Raw genomic sequence first — 12,920 nt, 5'->3', positions numbered from 1 at the left:
GTCAACCTGCCTTTGCCATCTGCATGAGGGTGACGCGCTGCTGCAGGCGGCGCTGCGCCTGGTCGACGACCACGGCGATGATGATGACGAGGCCCTTGATGACCATCTGCCAGAAGGAGGAGACGCCCATCATGACAAGCCCGTCGGAGAGAATGCCGATGACGAAGGCGCCGATGATCGTGCCGCCGATCGTGCCGCGGCCGCCCGACATCGAGGTGCCGCCGAGAACGGCTGCCGCGATCGCATTGAGCTCGAAGCTTTCGCCGGTGGCCGGATGGGCGGCCATCAGTTCCGAGGAGATGACGACGCCGACGATTGCTGCGCAAAGGCCGGAGAACATGTAGACGAAGATCTTCACGACATCGACGCGGATGCCGGACATGCGCGCCGCCCGTTCATTGCCGCCGACGGCGAAGATGTGGCGTCCGATCGGCGTCGAGCGGGCGACATAAGCGGCCGCCAGCGCCAGCACGATCAGGATCCAGATCGACACCGGCAGGCCGAGGATGCGGCCAGCGCCGAAGAAGTCGAAGCCGGTCGTGGCATATTCCGGCCGGCCGACGAGGTTGGGAAAGGTCTGGCCATCGGACGACAGCAGCGCCAGGCCACGAGCGACATACAGCGTGCCGAGCGTGGCGATGAACGGCGCGACGTTCAGCTTCGTGATCAACAGACCGTTGATGAGGCCGATGATAAGGCCGATCGACAGCGTGATCAGCACGATCTCGAAGAGGTTGAAATAGATGGTGTAGCCGATCGGCAGTTCGATGCCGTAGAGGATCAGCCCGCCGGCAACCATGCCGCACAGGCCGACGATCGAACCGACGGAGAGGTCGATACCGCCAGTGATGATGACGAAGGTCATGCCCATCGCCAGGAAGGCGTTCAGCGCCACATGTTTCGACATCAGGATCATGTTCGCCGTCGAGGTGAAGTTCGGCGCGAAGATCGCAAAGAAGATGATGACGGCGAAAAGCGCGATGAAGGTTCTGAGCTTCATCAGCGTCAGAAGCGCGGAGCCGTTGGCGCCTTTCGGCGCAAGAGTGGTAGACGTAGCCGCCATCATGACGCGAGTTTCCCTTGATGTCCGTGTCCCTTGGCCGAAGCCGCGATGATCGCTTCCTCAGTCGCCTCGTCCCGGTCGAAGACAGCGACCAACTGGCCGTTGCTCAAGACCGCGATGCGATCGGATAGCGCCATGACCTCTTCGAGGTCGGAGGTCGAAAACAGAATGGCGAGCCCGTTTGCCGCCAGCCGCCGCATGGTGCGGAAGACGTCGGCCTTGGCGCCGACATCGATGCCGCGGCTCGGCTCGTCCATCAGCAGCACCTTCGGATTGGTCATCAGCGCCTTACCGATGACGACCTTCTGCTGGTTGCCGCCGGACATGGAGGTGACCTCGAAATCCGGGTTGGGCGCCTTGATCGAGAGATCGCGGATCGCCTCCTGAATGGCGTTTTTCTCCGCGCCGCTGTCGATATGGAAAAGCCGGGTGAAACGCGAAAGGCTTGCGAGCGTCAGATTGGAGGCAATGGAAAGCACCTGCACCAGTCCTTCCCGCTGCCGGTCTTCCGGGATGAGCGCAAGGCCGCGGCGGATGCGCCGCGTCGTGTCGCGTGCCCGCACTTCCCTGCCGTCGATGAAGATCTTGCCACTCGAATGCATATGGCGCCCGATCACGCATTCGAAGAATTCGCTGCGCCCGGCACCCATCAGGCCGTAAATGCCGAGGATTTCGCCTGCCTTGACCGACAGGGAAACATCGTTGACGGCAAGCCCGCCGGTCGGTCTGGGAAGGCTGATATTTTCGGCCCGGAACATCTCGCTGCCGATGGAATGGGTAACGGATTTCGCAAAATCCTTGGCATCCGAGCCAATCATCGAGCGCACTATCCAGCGTGTATCGATGTCGCGGACCATGGCGTGCCCGGTGATCTGGCCGTCGCGCAGCACCGTGATGTAGTCGCCGATCCGCATCAGCTCTTCCAGCCGGTGCGAGATATAGACGATGGCCACACCCTGCGCCTTCAGCTCGGCGATCACCTTGAACAGGATCTCGACTTCGGCCGCCGACAGCGCGGAGGTCGGCTCGTCCATGATCAGGATGCGAGCATTAAGCGACATCGCCTTGGCGATCTCGACGAGCTGCTGCTGGCCGATCGGCAGATCCTCGACCATCGTATCGGCCTCGATGCCGGCATCGAGGCGCCGCAGAAATTCATTGGCTTTCTCGACCTGCGCCTTGTGATCGATGCCGAGCAGGCCGCGAGTGATCTCTCGCCTCGCGAAAATGTTTTCGGCCACCGACATGTTGGCGAAGAGATTGAGCTCCTGGAAGATCATGCCGATGCCGTTGGCCTGCGCGTCGGCCGGACTGTCGAAGGAGACAGGTTTGCCGTCCAGGACGATGCGGCCGAGCGTTGGGCGCTCGACGCCGGCGATGATCTTCATCAGCGTCGATTTGCCGGCGCCGTTCTCGCCGACCAGAACGTTCACTGCGCCGCGGCGCAGCTCCAGATTGGCGCGCTTAACGGCGACGATACCGGAATAGACCTTCGACACGTCGTCGAGGCGCAGGATGATGTCGTCCTCTCGTGCCTCTGCCGCCGTCATGAGCCGACCTTCAGTTCCGAGGGTGTGACGAACGGAAGCTCCCCGCTTTTCGGCAACGGAAAGGCGCCGATCACCGTCACCGTCTTGCCGGTCAGACCATCGCGCGGAACGGCGGAGAGAAAAGCGGTATTGGCCTTCTCGTTGAACGCCTTGCCGAACTGCGCCCATTCGATCTGGTTCTTGAACTCGTTGAAATTGACAAATTCCAGCGTATCGCGCAGTGCGGTGCCGCGCAGCGCCGGCCCGATCTGCACCTTGGCATCGGCCTTGCCGTCGCCATCGGCGTCGACATCGAGCGTTGCCGCGCGCGAGGCCGTATCGGCTGCGACGACCGTGCCGGTGATCTTCACCGCATAGGTCCAGGGCGAACTGCTCTGCTTGCGCGGATTGCCGTATTTCTCGCCGGCAGCATCCGGATTGGAGGTGGCAAGTTGCATGACGTCCTTCAGCTCGCCGGCGCGCTTTTCGAAATAGGGCACGACCTCAGGCTGCCAGATCGCCTCGACCTTGGCATTCGGGTCGAAAGCGGTCTTGGCCGCTTCAGCCGCCTTCTCCTCCGCAGTCGGCGTCTTGATGATCTTGCAACCGGGCAAGGCCGCCACCACGACGGCGGCAAACAGGGCGCCCTTCATTCTCAACATGCGGGTAAACCTCGACGTCTTGCAAAATGCATTGCGGAGGGCGCAACGCTGCACCCTCCGCAATTGGTGCTGATCAATTCGTCAGGGCGAAGGTCTCGAGCTTGCCCGAATTGTCGGCGTTGATGAGAACGCAATCCATCAACTGCTTCTCTTCCTTCGGCGTCGTCTTGTTTTTGATGTAGGCGTCGGCCTGTTCCACCGCCAACTGGGCCTGCGCATAGGCCGGCTGCAGCACGGTCGCTTTGATGCCGCCCGACTTGATCGAGTCGCGCACGTCATTGGAACCGTCAAAGCCGACGACGATCACGTCCTTGCGGCCGGCGGCCTGAAGGGCTGCGATCGCACCCATGGCCATGGTGTCGTTGCCTGAGATGACGCCCTTGATATCGGGATTGGCCTGGAGGATGGTTTCCATCTTCGAATAGGCTTCCGTCTGGCTCCAGTTGGCCGACTGCTTGGCGACGGACTTCAGCTCCGGATAATCGTCGATGACGTCGTGATAGCCCTGCGAGCGGATGCCGGCATTGGTGTCGGACTCCTTGCCTACCAGCTCGACGTAATTGCCCTTCTCGCCCATCAACTTGACGAATTCCTGCGCCCCGAGTTGTGCGCCCTGATAGTTGTTCGAAACGATCTGGGCGACGGCAACGCCGGTGGCGTTGATTTCGCGGTCGATCAGGAAGGAGGGGATGCCGGCATCCTTGGCCTTCTTGACGGCGGCGACGGAAGCGTCCGCGCCGGCATTGTCGAGGATGATCGCCTTGGCGCCGCGCCCGATCGCCGTATCGATCATTTCCGACTGCTTGTTGGCGTCGTCGTCATGGGTCATGACGAGGGTCTCGTAGCCGAGTTCCTTCGCCTTGGCTTCGGCGCCGACGGCTTCGGCCTTGAAGAAGGGGTTGTCATGCGCCGGCGTGATGATGGCGATGAGATCGGCCGCAAAGGCCGGCATGGCCGTTCCGAGCGCCATCGCGCTGGCAAAGGCTGCAAGTGTCAGTCTGCGCGTCAGTTTCATTTTTTCCTCCCGTTGTGAATGAAGCCCCGTCTCCGGAGCGGTTACTCCGTCTCCCCGGAGCGGTTAAGGGGGAGGGCATGCCTCCCCGGGCCGGTTCAGGTGATGCGCCGGATGCTTTCGGCGATCTCCTGCGGTTCGAAGACTTTCTTCCAGTCGTCGCGCATCAGCGCCGGAATGCCGAACTCGATTGCCTTGTTGCAGGCATCCGAGAACACGCCGTCGACCTCCTTGAAGATGACGGCGCCGAGCACGTTCATATGGCCGAGCAGAAAGTCGCGGGCGGCCTCCGCCGGCACGCCGCGCGCCACGCATTCGTCCATCGCCTGGCGCATGACGACGAGCAGCGAAGCGCAGACCGTTTCGGAAAGGCCGGGTTCGAGCATGGCGAGCTGATCGACCGTAACCCTGTGCGAGCGCATGACCGGCGCCCAGATGAGCTTGGCGATTTCCTCACCGAGCGTATAGGCGCTGTCAGGCCCCTGCATCAGCGCCGAGACGATATGCTGTTTGGCAAACAGACCGCCGAAATGGTCCTTCTTGGCCTGCATATCCGTCTCATCGTTGAAGATCGGCGGATGGCAGGGATGAGTGACGAAATAGGTGAGGTCGTCGCGCTTCGGCAGATGGCCGGCGAATGGGGCGGCGGCATCCAGCGCCACCACCATCGTGCCTGATGTGAGCTTGTCGACGATGCCGGCCGCGACCTTGCCGATCGCCGTATCCGGCACGGCGAGGATGACCACATCAGCGCCGTCGAGCGCGGCATCGACCGGCACGCAATCAAGGCCGAGATCGTTCTTCAAACGCGCCTTGCCAGCGTCGCTCACCTCGACATGGTGCACTTCAAAGCGCGAGCCTTTGAGATTTTTGGCAAGCCGGTATCCCATTTTGCCGCCGGCGCCGAAGAGAGCAATCTTGGTCATGTTTTCCTCACCTTTTCAGTTCTGGATAGGATCATATACTGGTATGATGAGTCAATCACCATATCATTACTTTGGTCGTTTAAGACCCATGTTTTTCGGCGTCGAGCCGGTCGATCGCCTCGACGTTGCCGGCCGACGGGCCATCGGGATCGAATTCGGAAGCGAGCCAGACGTCTACGATCGACTTCGCCAGTTCCGGGCCGATCACGCGCGCGCCCATCGTGATGATCTGGGCGTTGTTCGATTTCGCCGCGCGTTCCGCCGAATAGGTGTCGTGGGTGAGTGCGGCGCGAATACCAGGCACCTTGTTTGCGGAAATGCACACACCGATGCCGGTGCCGCAGAACAGGATGCCGCGCTGATGTTCGCCGTCGACGATCGTCTGCGCCAGGCGCTGGGAGAGATCGGCGTAGAAGCCGGACTGGCTGAGATCGTGAACTTCGAGATCCGCTTTGCCGGCGAGATGGGCGGCAATAACATCGAGGAGCGGTTTGCCGGCGCTGTCGGCGCCAATTGCAATCTTCATAGCAGTTTCCTTTCATCGCCCTCAGGCATGGAAATCACCTTTCGATCGCCGCGCTGACGCGACGAAGAATGTCGAGGTAACCGTCGACGCCCCAGGCGGAGCGGCCGATAAACAGGCCGTCGATATGCGCCTCGGTGATCAGTTCCTCACAATTTTCCGGATTGACGCTGCCGCCGTAGAGAATCGGCACCGCACGGCCAAGAATGGATTTCGCCACCTCGGCGATCTTGCCGTGCCGCTCCGACGCGTAGTCGGCGGTCGCCGGTATGCCCTTGGCGCCGATTGCCCAGACAGGCTCATAGGCAAGCAGGATCGGAGCCTTGTCGGCCTCCGTGTCGACGCCGCGCAGCGCCGCCTCGACCTGGCGCCGCAAAACCGCATCGGCCCGGCCCTCCTGGCGCTCCTGCAGGGTCTCGCCGATGCAGATCAGCGGCGTCAAGCCATGGCGGATCGCGGCGGAAACCTTGAGGCCGACGGTTTCGTCGGTCTCGCCGAAATGCTCGCGGCGCTCGGAATGGCCGAGCTCGACGATGTCGAGCTGGCAGTCCTTCAGCATCAGAGGAGAAATCTCGCCGGTCCAGGCGCCGGCATCCTCCCAGTGCATGTTCTGGGCGCCGACCTTCACCGAGGTCTCGGCCAGCAGCCGCTTGACCTCGCGCACCGCGGTAAAGGCGGGAATGACGAAGCGCTGCACGCGGGTATCGCGTTCCGCGTCCGTCGCTGCGAGGCGGTGCGCGAAAGCCAGAGCGTCCTCCACCGTCTTGTTCATCTTGAAGCTGGTGCCGACCCAGACGACCATCAGTTCTTCCTTCCCAGACGGATCTGCGCGAAATAGCCGTCCGTTCCGACCTGGCCGCCTTTCAGCGCGATCTGCAGGCCATTGGTCGGCGGGTAATCGCCATGGGCGAGGCATAGCGGCGAACCCGGCGTCTGGGGCAGCGGCAGAAGCGTCGTCAGCGCGTCGATCTTCAATTGCCGGAGCGCATGGCTCGACGTGTCGCCGCCGGCAACGACGGCGCGCGACAGCCCTTCCGCTTCGATCAGCCGTCGCAGGATCGTGCCGAGGGTACTGCCGAGCCGGTGGCGGGCGCCCGGCAGCCGGTCGATATCGGCGCCGCGGTCCGCGGATGGGCCGAGCGCCGTATAGAGGATGACGCTCTTGCCGTCTTTCAGCTTGCTGACACCCGCCTGCACGGCCGCTTCCACGGCGGCTTCGCCATTGGAAACCAGCGCGAGCGGGTCGAGCGCAATGCTCTCGAAACCGTTCTCGGCAGCCGTGCGAATCTGCCGCTCGGTGGTCGGCGAGACGCTGCCGGAGACGACGGCGAGGCGATCGACCGGGCCGATATCGGCAAATTCGGCGCCGATCTCACAGATCAGGCCGGCCTGCCGCCAGGCGCTGAGCAGGGCATATTCGACACCAGAGGAGCCGGCGACGAAACCTCCCGAACGGCCTGTGACCCGCAGCATCTGCCGGCCGGCGGCCGCCTGTGTTGCTGCGCAGTCGACATCGAGGAGCAGTATCCCTTCGCCATTCGATGTCAGCGCGTCGATCCGTTGGTCGGCGTCCGCCGCGGTGATCGCAACGAGATCGGCAAGCAGGACGGGGAGGGAGGTCTGCTTCGACAGATGGAGCGCAAGATCCGCCTCGTCCATTGGCGTGACGGGATGGCGGCTCATGACAGGATGGCGGTCGATGCGGAAGACGCGGCCCTGATAGGCGGCGAAGAGATTGCCGAAGGCCGTATAGCGCTTCAATTGCGGCGCGCCGACGATAACCGGCACGATGGACTGTCCGAAACGCCTGCGGCCGACTTCGATCGCCTTGCCGATATTGCCGATCCCCGGGCTGGAATCGAAGGTCGAGCAGACCTTGTAATGGCAGATCGAAGCACCGAGCGAACTCAGCCAGTCGAAGGCCGGCGCAAGGTGTTCCTCCATCCACGCCGGCGTTTCGCTGCGGCTCGTTCCCGCCAAGCCGATCGCGCGGCAGTGTTTGAAGCGGGCGAAGAATTCCGGCGAGGGAAGGTCGAGGAAGAGCACGGTCTCGACACCGTTCGAGGCAAGCGCCTCCATGACGTCGGTCGAGCCGGTAAAATCATCGCCGTAATAGCTGACGAGACGTCCGTCCATATCGCTCACGCGCCTTTGCCATCGCTGAATTTCGCAATCGAGGCGGCAAGCTCCGGATAATCTCTCGCGTAGACCTCCAGCGGAATGTCGGCGACCGCCGCCTGCCAGGCCTGCTGCACGGCGCGAACGCCGGCGGCCGGGCCGCCGGGATGACTGACGATGCCGCCGCCGCAGAGATAGAGGAGGTCGACGGTGCGGCCGGTGCGCTGATAGGTCTCCGGCGCCTGTCCGCCCCACTGGCCGGAACCTGCGACCGGAAGCGGCCGGTCGGCGGCGTCGAACAGCGGCGCGCTGATGGCCTTGAAAGACGAGACGAAGCTGTCATCGGGCTCCCAATATTTCACCCTGATGCCGTTGATCTGGAACTGGTCGACGCCCAAGAGCCGCCAGAACTGCTGGTAGACCTTGAAGTCCATGCCGGCGCCCGGATCGCGCGTCAGCACGTCCCAGCCGTTTCGATGCGCGTGCAGCACCAGGCTGGAGCGCTTGCGCAGAAAGCTCATGCCGCCGAAACCGATCGAGTTGATGTTGACGACAGCACAATTGCCGCCGGCCGCAGCGACGATGTCGTGGTTGCGCATCATCTGGTCGGGGTCGGCATGCGAGATGCCGAAGGCATACATCACCTTCTTGCCGGTCTTCTGCTCATGATCGAGAATGCGCGGCATGATCGCCGCGACGCGGTCCTTGAGCGGCGAATAGGCCGGGCTCATCAGTTTCTCATCGTCCTTGATGAAGTCGACGCCCGATGCGATCAACTCGCCGACGAGCTCGGCCGTCTCGTGCGGTCTCAGCCCAAGTGCCGGCTTGACGATCGTGCCGATAATCGGCCGGTCTTCGACGCCGGTGAGGCGCCGACTGCCCGGTATGCCGAATTGCGGCCCGGGATGGGCGCTCTTGAAAGCCTCCGGCAGCGTCATGTCGACGATGCGGATGCCGGTCATGCCCTTGATCGAATAGACGCCGCCGATCGCGATGGTCATCAGAGCGGAGAGATCGATGCCGATCGCCTCAAGCGGAAAGCCGATGTCGACATCGGCGCGGTGCAGCCGCGTGCCGGGAGCCGCCTCCGGCCAGGTCGGATGACGCCCGTCCTCGAGCGGGCGGATCGCCAGCACCCGGGCGGCGACACGCGCCTTCAGCTCCTCGGTCTCGCCCGGAACCGGCACGAAGGTCCCGGTCGACTGGTCGCTGGCGATCTTCTCCGCCATCGCCTCGACGCTGCCGGGCGTTTCGATGCGGTAGGTCAGGGTAATCATCATGAACGGACGGCTGCTCCTCTCGGCCTACGCAGATTGTCATGGCGTCAACTTGTGATCTGGTATAATGAGTATTCCAATCGATGCAAAGCGGAATCTTCGGCCGCGCAAATTTTCGTTGCGCGCTTTGTCCTTGGTTCGAAAACTGTTAGGAGGAGACATTTGAGCCAGCGAGATCTCATGACCCAGCCCCTCGAACAGATCGTCCGCCGCAAACTATCCGACGAAGTGTTTGATCGACTTGAGCGATTGATCACATCAGGCGAGCTCCAGCCCGGCGATGAAATGCCCTCCGAACGGGTGCTGATGGAGCGCTTCGGCGTCGGCCGCCCGGCAATCCGCGAAGCCATGCAGTCGCTCGCCAACAAGGGCCTCGTCAGCATTTCACACGGCGAACGAGCCAAGGTGCTCAGGCTGACGGCAAAGTCGATCTTCCGCCAGGTCGATCTCACCGCCAAGATCATGCTGTCGCAATCGGCGGATTCGCTCGAACATCTGAAGAGCGCCCGCATCTTCTTCGAGCGCGGCATGGCCCGCGAGGCCGCCCAGCGCGCCTCGGCAACCGACATCGCCGATCTCAGGGATATCATCGAGCGTCAGCGCATGTCGCTCGGGCGCGCCGAAGCGTTCATTGACGCCGACATGGAATTCCACACCCGCATCGCCCAGATCTCCGGCAATCCGATCTATGTTGCCGTCAGCGAAGCCATGCTTGCCTGGCTGAAGGAATATCATACCGAGATGCTGATCTGGACCGGCAAGGAAAAGTTCACGCTCGCCGAACACGACGAAATCGTCGACCGCCTGGAAGCCAACGACATCGACGGCTCGGAAACCGCGCTGCTCAAACACCTCGAACGCTCGCGAGCGCTTTACGCGAAGTAGGGAGCTTTTGTTTAGCGACTGCTTGGGAACAATGATGTGCCGGCGAGGTTTTGGATAGGCCCGTCAGGCAAAAATCCCAAGGAGGATATGAAAATGCGCATGAAACTCGTAGCAGCTTCGCTTTTCGCAATCGGCATGGCCACATCGGCCTTCGCGCAGTCCAACCCAGCGCCGGCCGGCGCCACGATTGACAAGAACCAGGCCGATCAGGGTGGCGGCGCGGCCAGCGACATGAAGACCAAAAAGCCGATGGCGACCGATTCCACCACGACCAATTCCACGACCAGCGGCACGATGAAAATGGACAAGACCAAGTGCCCGAACCCGGTCAACAACTCGGCCAAACTTCAGACCCAGGGCGGCACCAGCAATGCCACGCCGATGGACGAAGCCTGCGCAGCCCATAACAACTGATCGGCTTCCCCAGGCAAAAACCCCGCTTCGGCGGGGTTTTTGCCTCATCTCACAGCCCTTATCGGCGGCATCCCCGAGCCAGCCTTGACTCATCGACAGGCGATTGGTATCAAGTTGGGTAATCGATGACCCAAAGCATCGCCCGTGACCACTTCACTCAACGACATAGCTGCCCGTGCAGGCGTTTCCGTCAAGACCGTGTCAGGCGCCTTGCATGGCGGGTCGGCGCGCATGTCGGAGGATACCCGGCAGCGGATCAAGGAGATCGCCGAGGAGCTCGGCTATGTCACTAACTTCGCCGCACGCAGCATGCGGCAGGGGTGGATGCCGCTCGTCGGCCTGGTCGCGGACGACTTGATCACGTCGCCTTTCGCGACGGAGATTATCAGGGGGCTCGACGGCGCTGTGCGCGCCGCTGACATGGCCGTTTTCGCCATGACACTCGGCGGCCATCGCAGCGTGGCGTCGATCCTCGACGAGATGCGGCGGTTTCGCCCGCGGGCGATTGCCTATGCCGCCATGTATCACAAGAGCGTCGACCTGCCGCCCGAATTTGCCGATGCGGTCGGCGTCATGATCAACTGCCGCGATGCCAACGACCGCGTGACCTCGCTGGTGCCCGATGAAGCAGGGGCGGCGCTGGAGATTACCAACTACCTGATCGACGCCGGCCGGCGCAACATTGCCTTCATCAATCTGCCGGGGCTGCTTGCTGGCGACCTCCGCGAACTCGGTTTCCGGCAGGCGCTCGATCATGCCGGCATCGACGGAGCCGGCGCCATCGTCCTGCCTGCCGTCAGCAAGGCGATCTACAATGACCGGGCGCACAGCCTCGTGGGCACGCATGTCCATGCGCTGATGAACGGCCCACGGCGTCCCGATGCCATCCTATGCGGCAATGACCGCGTGGCGATGGAGGCCTATGCGGCGCTACGCCGGACAGGCGCAACCATCCCCGATGACGTCGCCGTTGCGAGTTTCGACAATCAGGTCGAGATCGCCTCGCGTCTCGACCCGCCGCTGACCACCATGGCGCTGCCCCATCGCGCCATGGGCCGCCAGGCCGCACAAATCCTGCTTGCCGAAGACCGGGCTCCGGTCGGAGTGCAGAAACTGCCGTTCCAACTGGTGGAGCGGGCATCCGTATAAATTGAGAAAGTCCCATTCAATTGAGGAGGAATTCAAATGGGTAAACGATTACTTTGGTCTCTGGTCCTGTCCTCGGTGCTATCAGCATCATGGGCGCAGGCAGCCGAGAAAACCGCAATCCAGGTCATGCATCAGGGCGATCCCGGTTTTGTCGCCGCCTACGGCAAAGTCGCCGAACGGTTCGAGGCCGCCAATCCCGATGTCGACATACAGTTCATCTATGCGCCGCACGATGCCTATAACGAGAAGTTCAGCGCCGCCGTCATGGCCAAGCAACTGCCCGACGTCATGGAACTCGATGCGCCGTTCCTCGCCAACTACGTCTGGTCGGGTTATCTTCAGCCGATCAAGCCGCTGATCGACAAGGACCTCCTCGACGACATGACGGAGTCCAACGTCGCCCAGGGCACATACCCGATCGACAAGGACCTCTATGCAATCGGCCTCACCGACTCGTCGGTGGTTCTTTACGGCAACAAGAAATATCTGGAAGCAATCGGCGCCCGCATTCCGAAATCCGTCGACGATGCCTGGACCAGGGAGGAGTTCGAAACCTATCTCGAGAAGCTGTCTAAGCTCGACGGGGTGAAGTGGCCGATCGACACTTTCCGCGGCTACGGCATCAAGACCGAATGGATCACCTATGCCTATGGTCCGATCCTGCAATCGGCCGGCTGCGATCTCATCGACCGCAAGGCCTGGAAATCCGAGGGAACGCTGGACAGCGATGCCTGCGTCGATGCTCTCGCCATGATGCAGAAGTGGGTCAAGAACGGCTGGGTCGTGCCGCAATCGGCCGGAACCAACCAGTTCTTCGCCGAAGGCAATCCGGCAGCGCTGGCGCTCGGCGGACACTGGGTTTATGCCGAGGCCGCCGCGACCATGAAGGACAACATCGTCGTCCTGCCGCTTCCGAAGTTCGGCGCCAAGGGTGCGAGCCCCAATGGCACCTGGATCTGGGCGATCACCAAGACGTCGAAACATCCCGATATCGCCGCCAAGTTCATCAGCTTCCTTCTGAAGGACAAGGAGTATCGGGCCTACGTCGCAAGCCAGTCGGGTTATCCCGGCCTGAAGAGCTTTGCGGCCGAATCTCCGCTCTATGCAAACGGCGGCCCGATGGCGATCGCCTTCGAACAGGCATCAAAGACGGCCGTCTCGCGCCCGCCGCATCCTGCCTATCCGACAATCACCTCGGCCTTCATGCAGGCCGTCGATGAGGCGTTCAACGGCGGCGATCCCAAGGAGGCGCTGACGTCAGCCGCCAAGAAGATCGACGAGGATATCGAGGACAATGACGGGTATCCGCCGTTCGGCGACGGGCAATAAGAGCATCGCCGCCGACAGGTCGAAGCCCTGCGT

At 62.3% G+C, this 12,920-nt stretch carries 13 protein-coding genes; 4 read left to right on the top strand and 9 right to left on the bottom strand.

What is annotated here, in order from left to right:
* Window position 1: 1 nt before the first annotated feature.
* The 9 genes from OS035_RS05030 to oiaX form a co-directional block, all read right to left on the bottom strand.
* Window positions 2–1,066, bottom strand: coding sequence for an ABC transporter permease (locus tag OS035_RS05030; protein ID WP_054185406.1), 1,065 nt, complete (start codon window positions 1,064–1,066; stop codon window positions 2–4).
* Window positions 1,063–2,613, bottom strand: coding sequence for a sugar ABC transporter ATP-binding protein (locus OS035_RS05025; RefSeq protein ID WP_222148732.1), 1,551 nt, complete (start codon window positions 2,611–2,613; stop codon window positions 1,063–1,065). Before OS035_RS05025 ends, OS035_RS05030 begins: the two co-directional genes overlap by 4 nt.
* Window positions 2,610–3,254, bottom strand: a complete 645-nt coding sequence (locus OS035_RS05020; protein WP_097624238.1) for a DUF2291 family protein — start codon at window positions 3,252–3,254, stop codon at window positions 2,610–2,612. The genes OS035_RS05025 and OS035_RS05020 overlap by 4 nt, the downstream gene beginning before the upstream one ends.
* Window positions 3,255–3,327: 73 nt before the next feature.
* Window positions 3,328–4,269, bottom strand: coding sequence for a D-ribose ABC transporter substrate-binding protein (locus OS035_RS05015; protein ID WP_097624237.1), 942 nt, complete (start codon window positions 4,267–4,269; stop codon window positions 3,328–3,330).
* 95 nt (window positions 4,270–4,364) lie between these two features.
* Window positions 4,365–5,192: a phosphogluconate dehydrogenase C-terminal domain-containing protein gene (locus OS035_RS05010; RefSeq protein ID WP_131710576.1), complete on the bottom strand. Its 828-nt coding sequence runs from the start codon at window positions 5,190–5,192 to the stop codon at window positions 4,365–4,367.
* A gap of 79 nt (window positions 5,193–5,271) precedes the next feature.
* Complete coding sequence (derI, locus tag OS035_RS05005) at window positions 5,272–5,718, bottom strand: D-erythrulose-4-phosphate isomerase (RefSeq protein ID WP_003592019.1); 447 nt, start codon at window positions 5,716–5,718, stop codon at window positions 5,272–5,274.
* Between the two features lie 34 nt (window positions 5,719–5,752).
* A complete protein-coding gene (locus OS035_RS05000) occupies window positions 5,753–6,517 on the bottom strand; it encodes a triose-phosphate isomerase (RefSeq protein ID WP_131710575.1) in 765 nt (254 codons plus the stop codon).
* Window positions 6,517–7,851: a four-carbon acid sugar kinase family protein gene (locus tag OS035_RS04995; RefSeq protein WP_222148776.1), complete on the bottom strand. Its 1,335-nt coding sequence runs from the start codon at window positions 7,849–7,851 to the stop codon at window positions 6,517–6,519. Before OS035_RS04995 ends, OS035_RS05000 begins: the two co-directional genes overlap by 1 nt.
* Window positions 7,852–7,856: 5 nt before the next feature.
* Window positions 7,857–9,113: a 3-oxo-isoapionate-4-phosphate decarboxylase OiaX gene (gene oiaX / locus OS035_RS04990; RefSeq protein ID WP_222148734.1), complete on the bottom strand. Its 1,257-nt coding sequence runs from the start codon at window positions 9,111–9,113 to the stop codon at window positions 7,857–7,859.
* Window positions 9,114–9,290: 177 nt separating this feature from the next.
* Between oiaX and OS035_RS04985 the strand changes: the two genes are divergently transcribed.
* The 4 genes from OS035_RS04985 to OS035_RS04970 all read left to right on the top strand — a co-directional run bounded on the left by OS035_RS04985 (window position 9,291) and on the right by OS035_RS04970 (window position 12,887).
* The gene (locus OS035_RS04985; RefSeq protein WP_097624233.1) at window positions 9,291–9,995 is read left to right on the top strand and encodes a transcriptional regulator NanR; all 705 of its coding nucleotides are present in this window, start codon (window positions 9,291–9,293) and stop codon (window positions 9,993–9,995) included.
* A 93-nt stretch (window positions 9,996–10,088) separates the two neighbouring features.
* Entirely contained in the window at window positions 10,089–10,409 is a 321-nt protein-coding gene (locus OS035_RS04980; protein ID WP_097624232.1) for a hypothetical protein, read from the top strand.
* Between the two features lie 144 nt (window positions 10,410–10,553).
* On the top strand, window positions 10,554–11,558 hold the full coding sequence (locus OS035_RS04975; RefSeq protein ID WP_222148735.1) for a LacI family DNA-binding transcriptional regulator: 1,005 nt from the start codon (window positions 10,554–10,556) through the stop codon (window positions 11,556–11,558).
* Window positions 11,559–11,594: 36 nt separating this feature from the next.
* Window positions 11,595–12,887 carry an ABC transporter substrate-binding protein gene (locus OS035_RS04970; protein WP_131710570.1) on the top strand — a complete coding sequence of 431 codons (1,293 nt, stop codon included), beginning with the start codon at window positions 11,595–11,597 and terminating at the stop codon, window positions 12,885–12,887.
* Window positions 12,888–12,920: the final 33 nt, after the last annotated feature.

It is taken from the genome of Rhizobium sp. 268, from assembly GCF_036571585.1.
In the GTDB taxonomy this organism is placed as follows: Bacteria; Pseudomonadota; Alphaproteobacteria; order Rhizobiales; family Rhizobiaceae; genus Rhizobium; species Rhizobium redzepovicii.
The sequence above is the reverse complement of the archived record's forward strand: the minus strand, read 5'-3'. Positions and strand labels throughout refer to the sequence as shown.

Excerpts from the sequence above, each read along its gene's own strand:
- OS035_RS05030 (WP_054185406.1), bottom strand. The coding sequence starts at position 1,066 with ATGATGGCGGCTACGTCTACCACTCTTGCGCCGAAAGGCGCCAACGGC.
- OS035_RS05025 (WP_222148732.1), bottom strand. The coding sequence starts at position 2,613 with ATGACGGCGGCAGAGGCACGAGAGGACGACATCATCCTGCGCCTCGAC.
- OS035_RS05020 (WP_097624238.1), bottom strand. The coding sequence starts at position 3,254 with ATGTTGAGAATGAAGGGCGCCCTGTTTGCCGCCGTCGTGGTGGCGGCC.
- OS035_RS05015 (WP_097624237.1), bottom strand. The coding sequence starts at position 4,269 with ATGAAACTGACGCGCAGACTGACACTTGCAGCCTTTGCCAGCGCGATG.
- OS035_RS05010 (WP_131710576.1), bottom strand. The coding sequence starts at position 5,192 with ATGACCAAGATTGCTCTCTTCGGCGCCGGCGGCAAAATGGGATACCGG.
- derI (WP_003592019.1), bottom strand. The coding sequence starts at position 5,718 with ATGAAGATTGCAATTGGCGCCGACAGCGCCGGCAAACCGCTCCTCGAT.
- OS035_RS05000 (WP_131710575.1), bottom strand. The coding sequence starts at position 6,517 with ATGGTCGTCTGGGTCGGCACCAGCTTCAAGATGAACAAGACGGTGGAG.
- OS035_RS04995 (WP_222148776.1), bottom strand. The coding sequence starts at position 7,851 with ATGGACGGACGTCTCGTCAGCTATTACGGCGATGATTTTACCGGCTCG.
- oiaX (WP_222148734.1), bottom strand. The coding sequence starts at position 9,113 with ATGATGATTACCCTGACCTACCGCATCGAAACGCCCGGCAGCGTCGAG.
- OS035_RS04985 (WP_097624233.1), top strand. The coding sequence starts at position 9,291 with ATGACCCAGCCCCTCGAACAGATCGTCCGCCGCAAACTATCCGACGAA.
- OS035_RS04980 (WP_097624232.1), top strand. The coding sequence starts at position 10,089 with ATGCGCATGAAACTCGTAGCAGCTTCGCTTTTCGCAATCGGCATGGCC.
- OS035_RS04970 (WP_131710570.1), top strand. The coding sequence starts at position 11,595 with ATGGGTAAACGATTACTTTGGTCTCTGGTCCTGTCCTCGGTGCTATCA.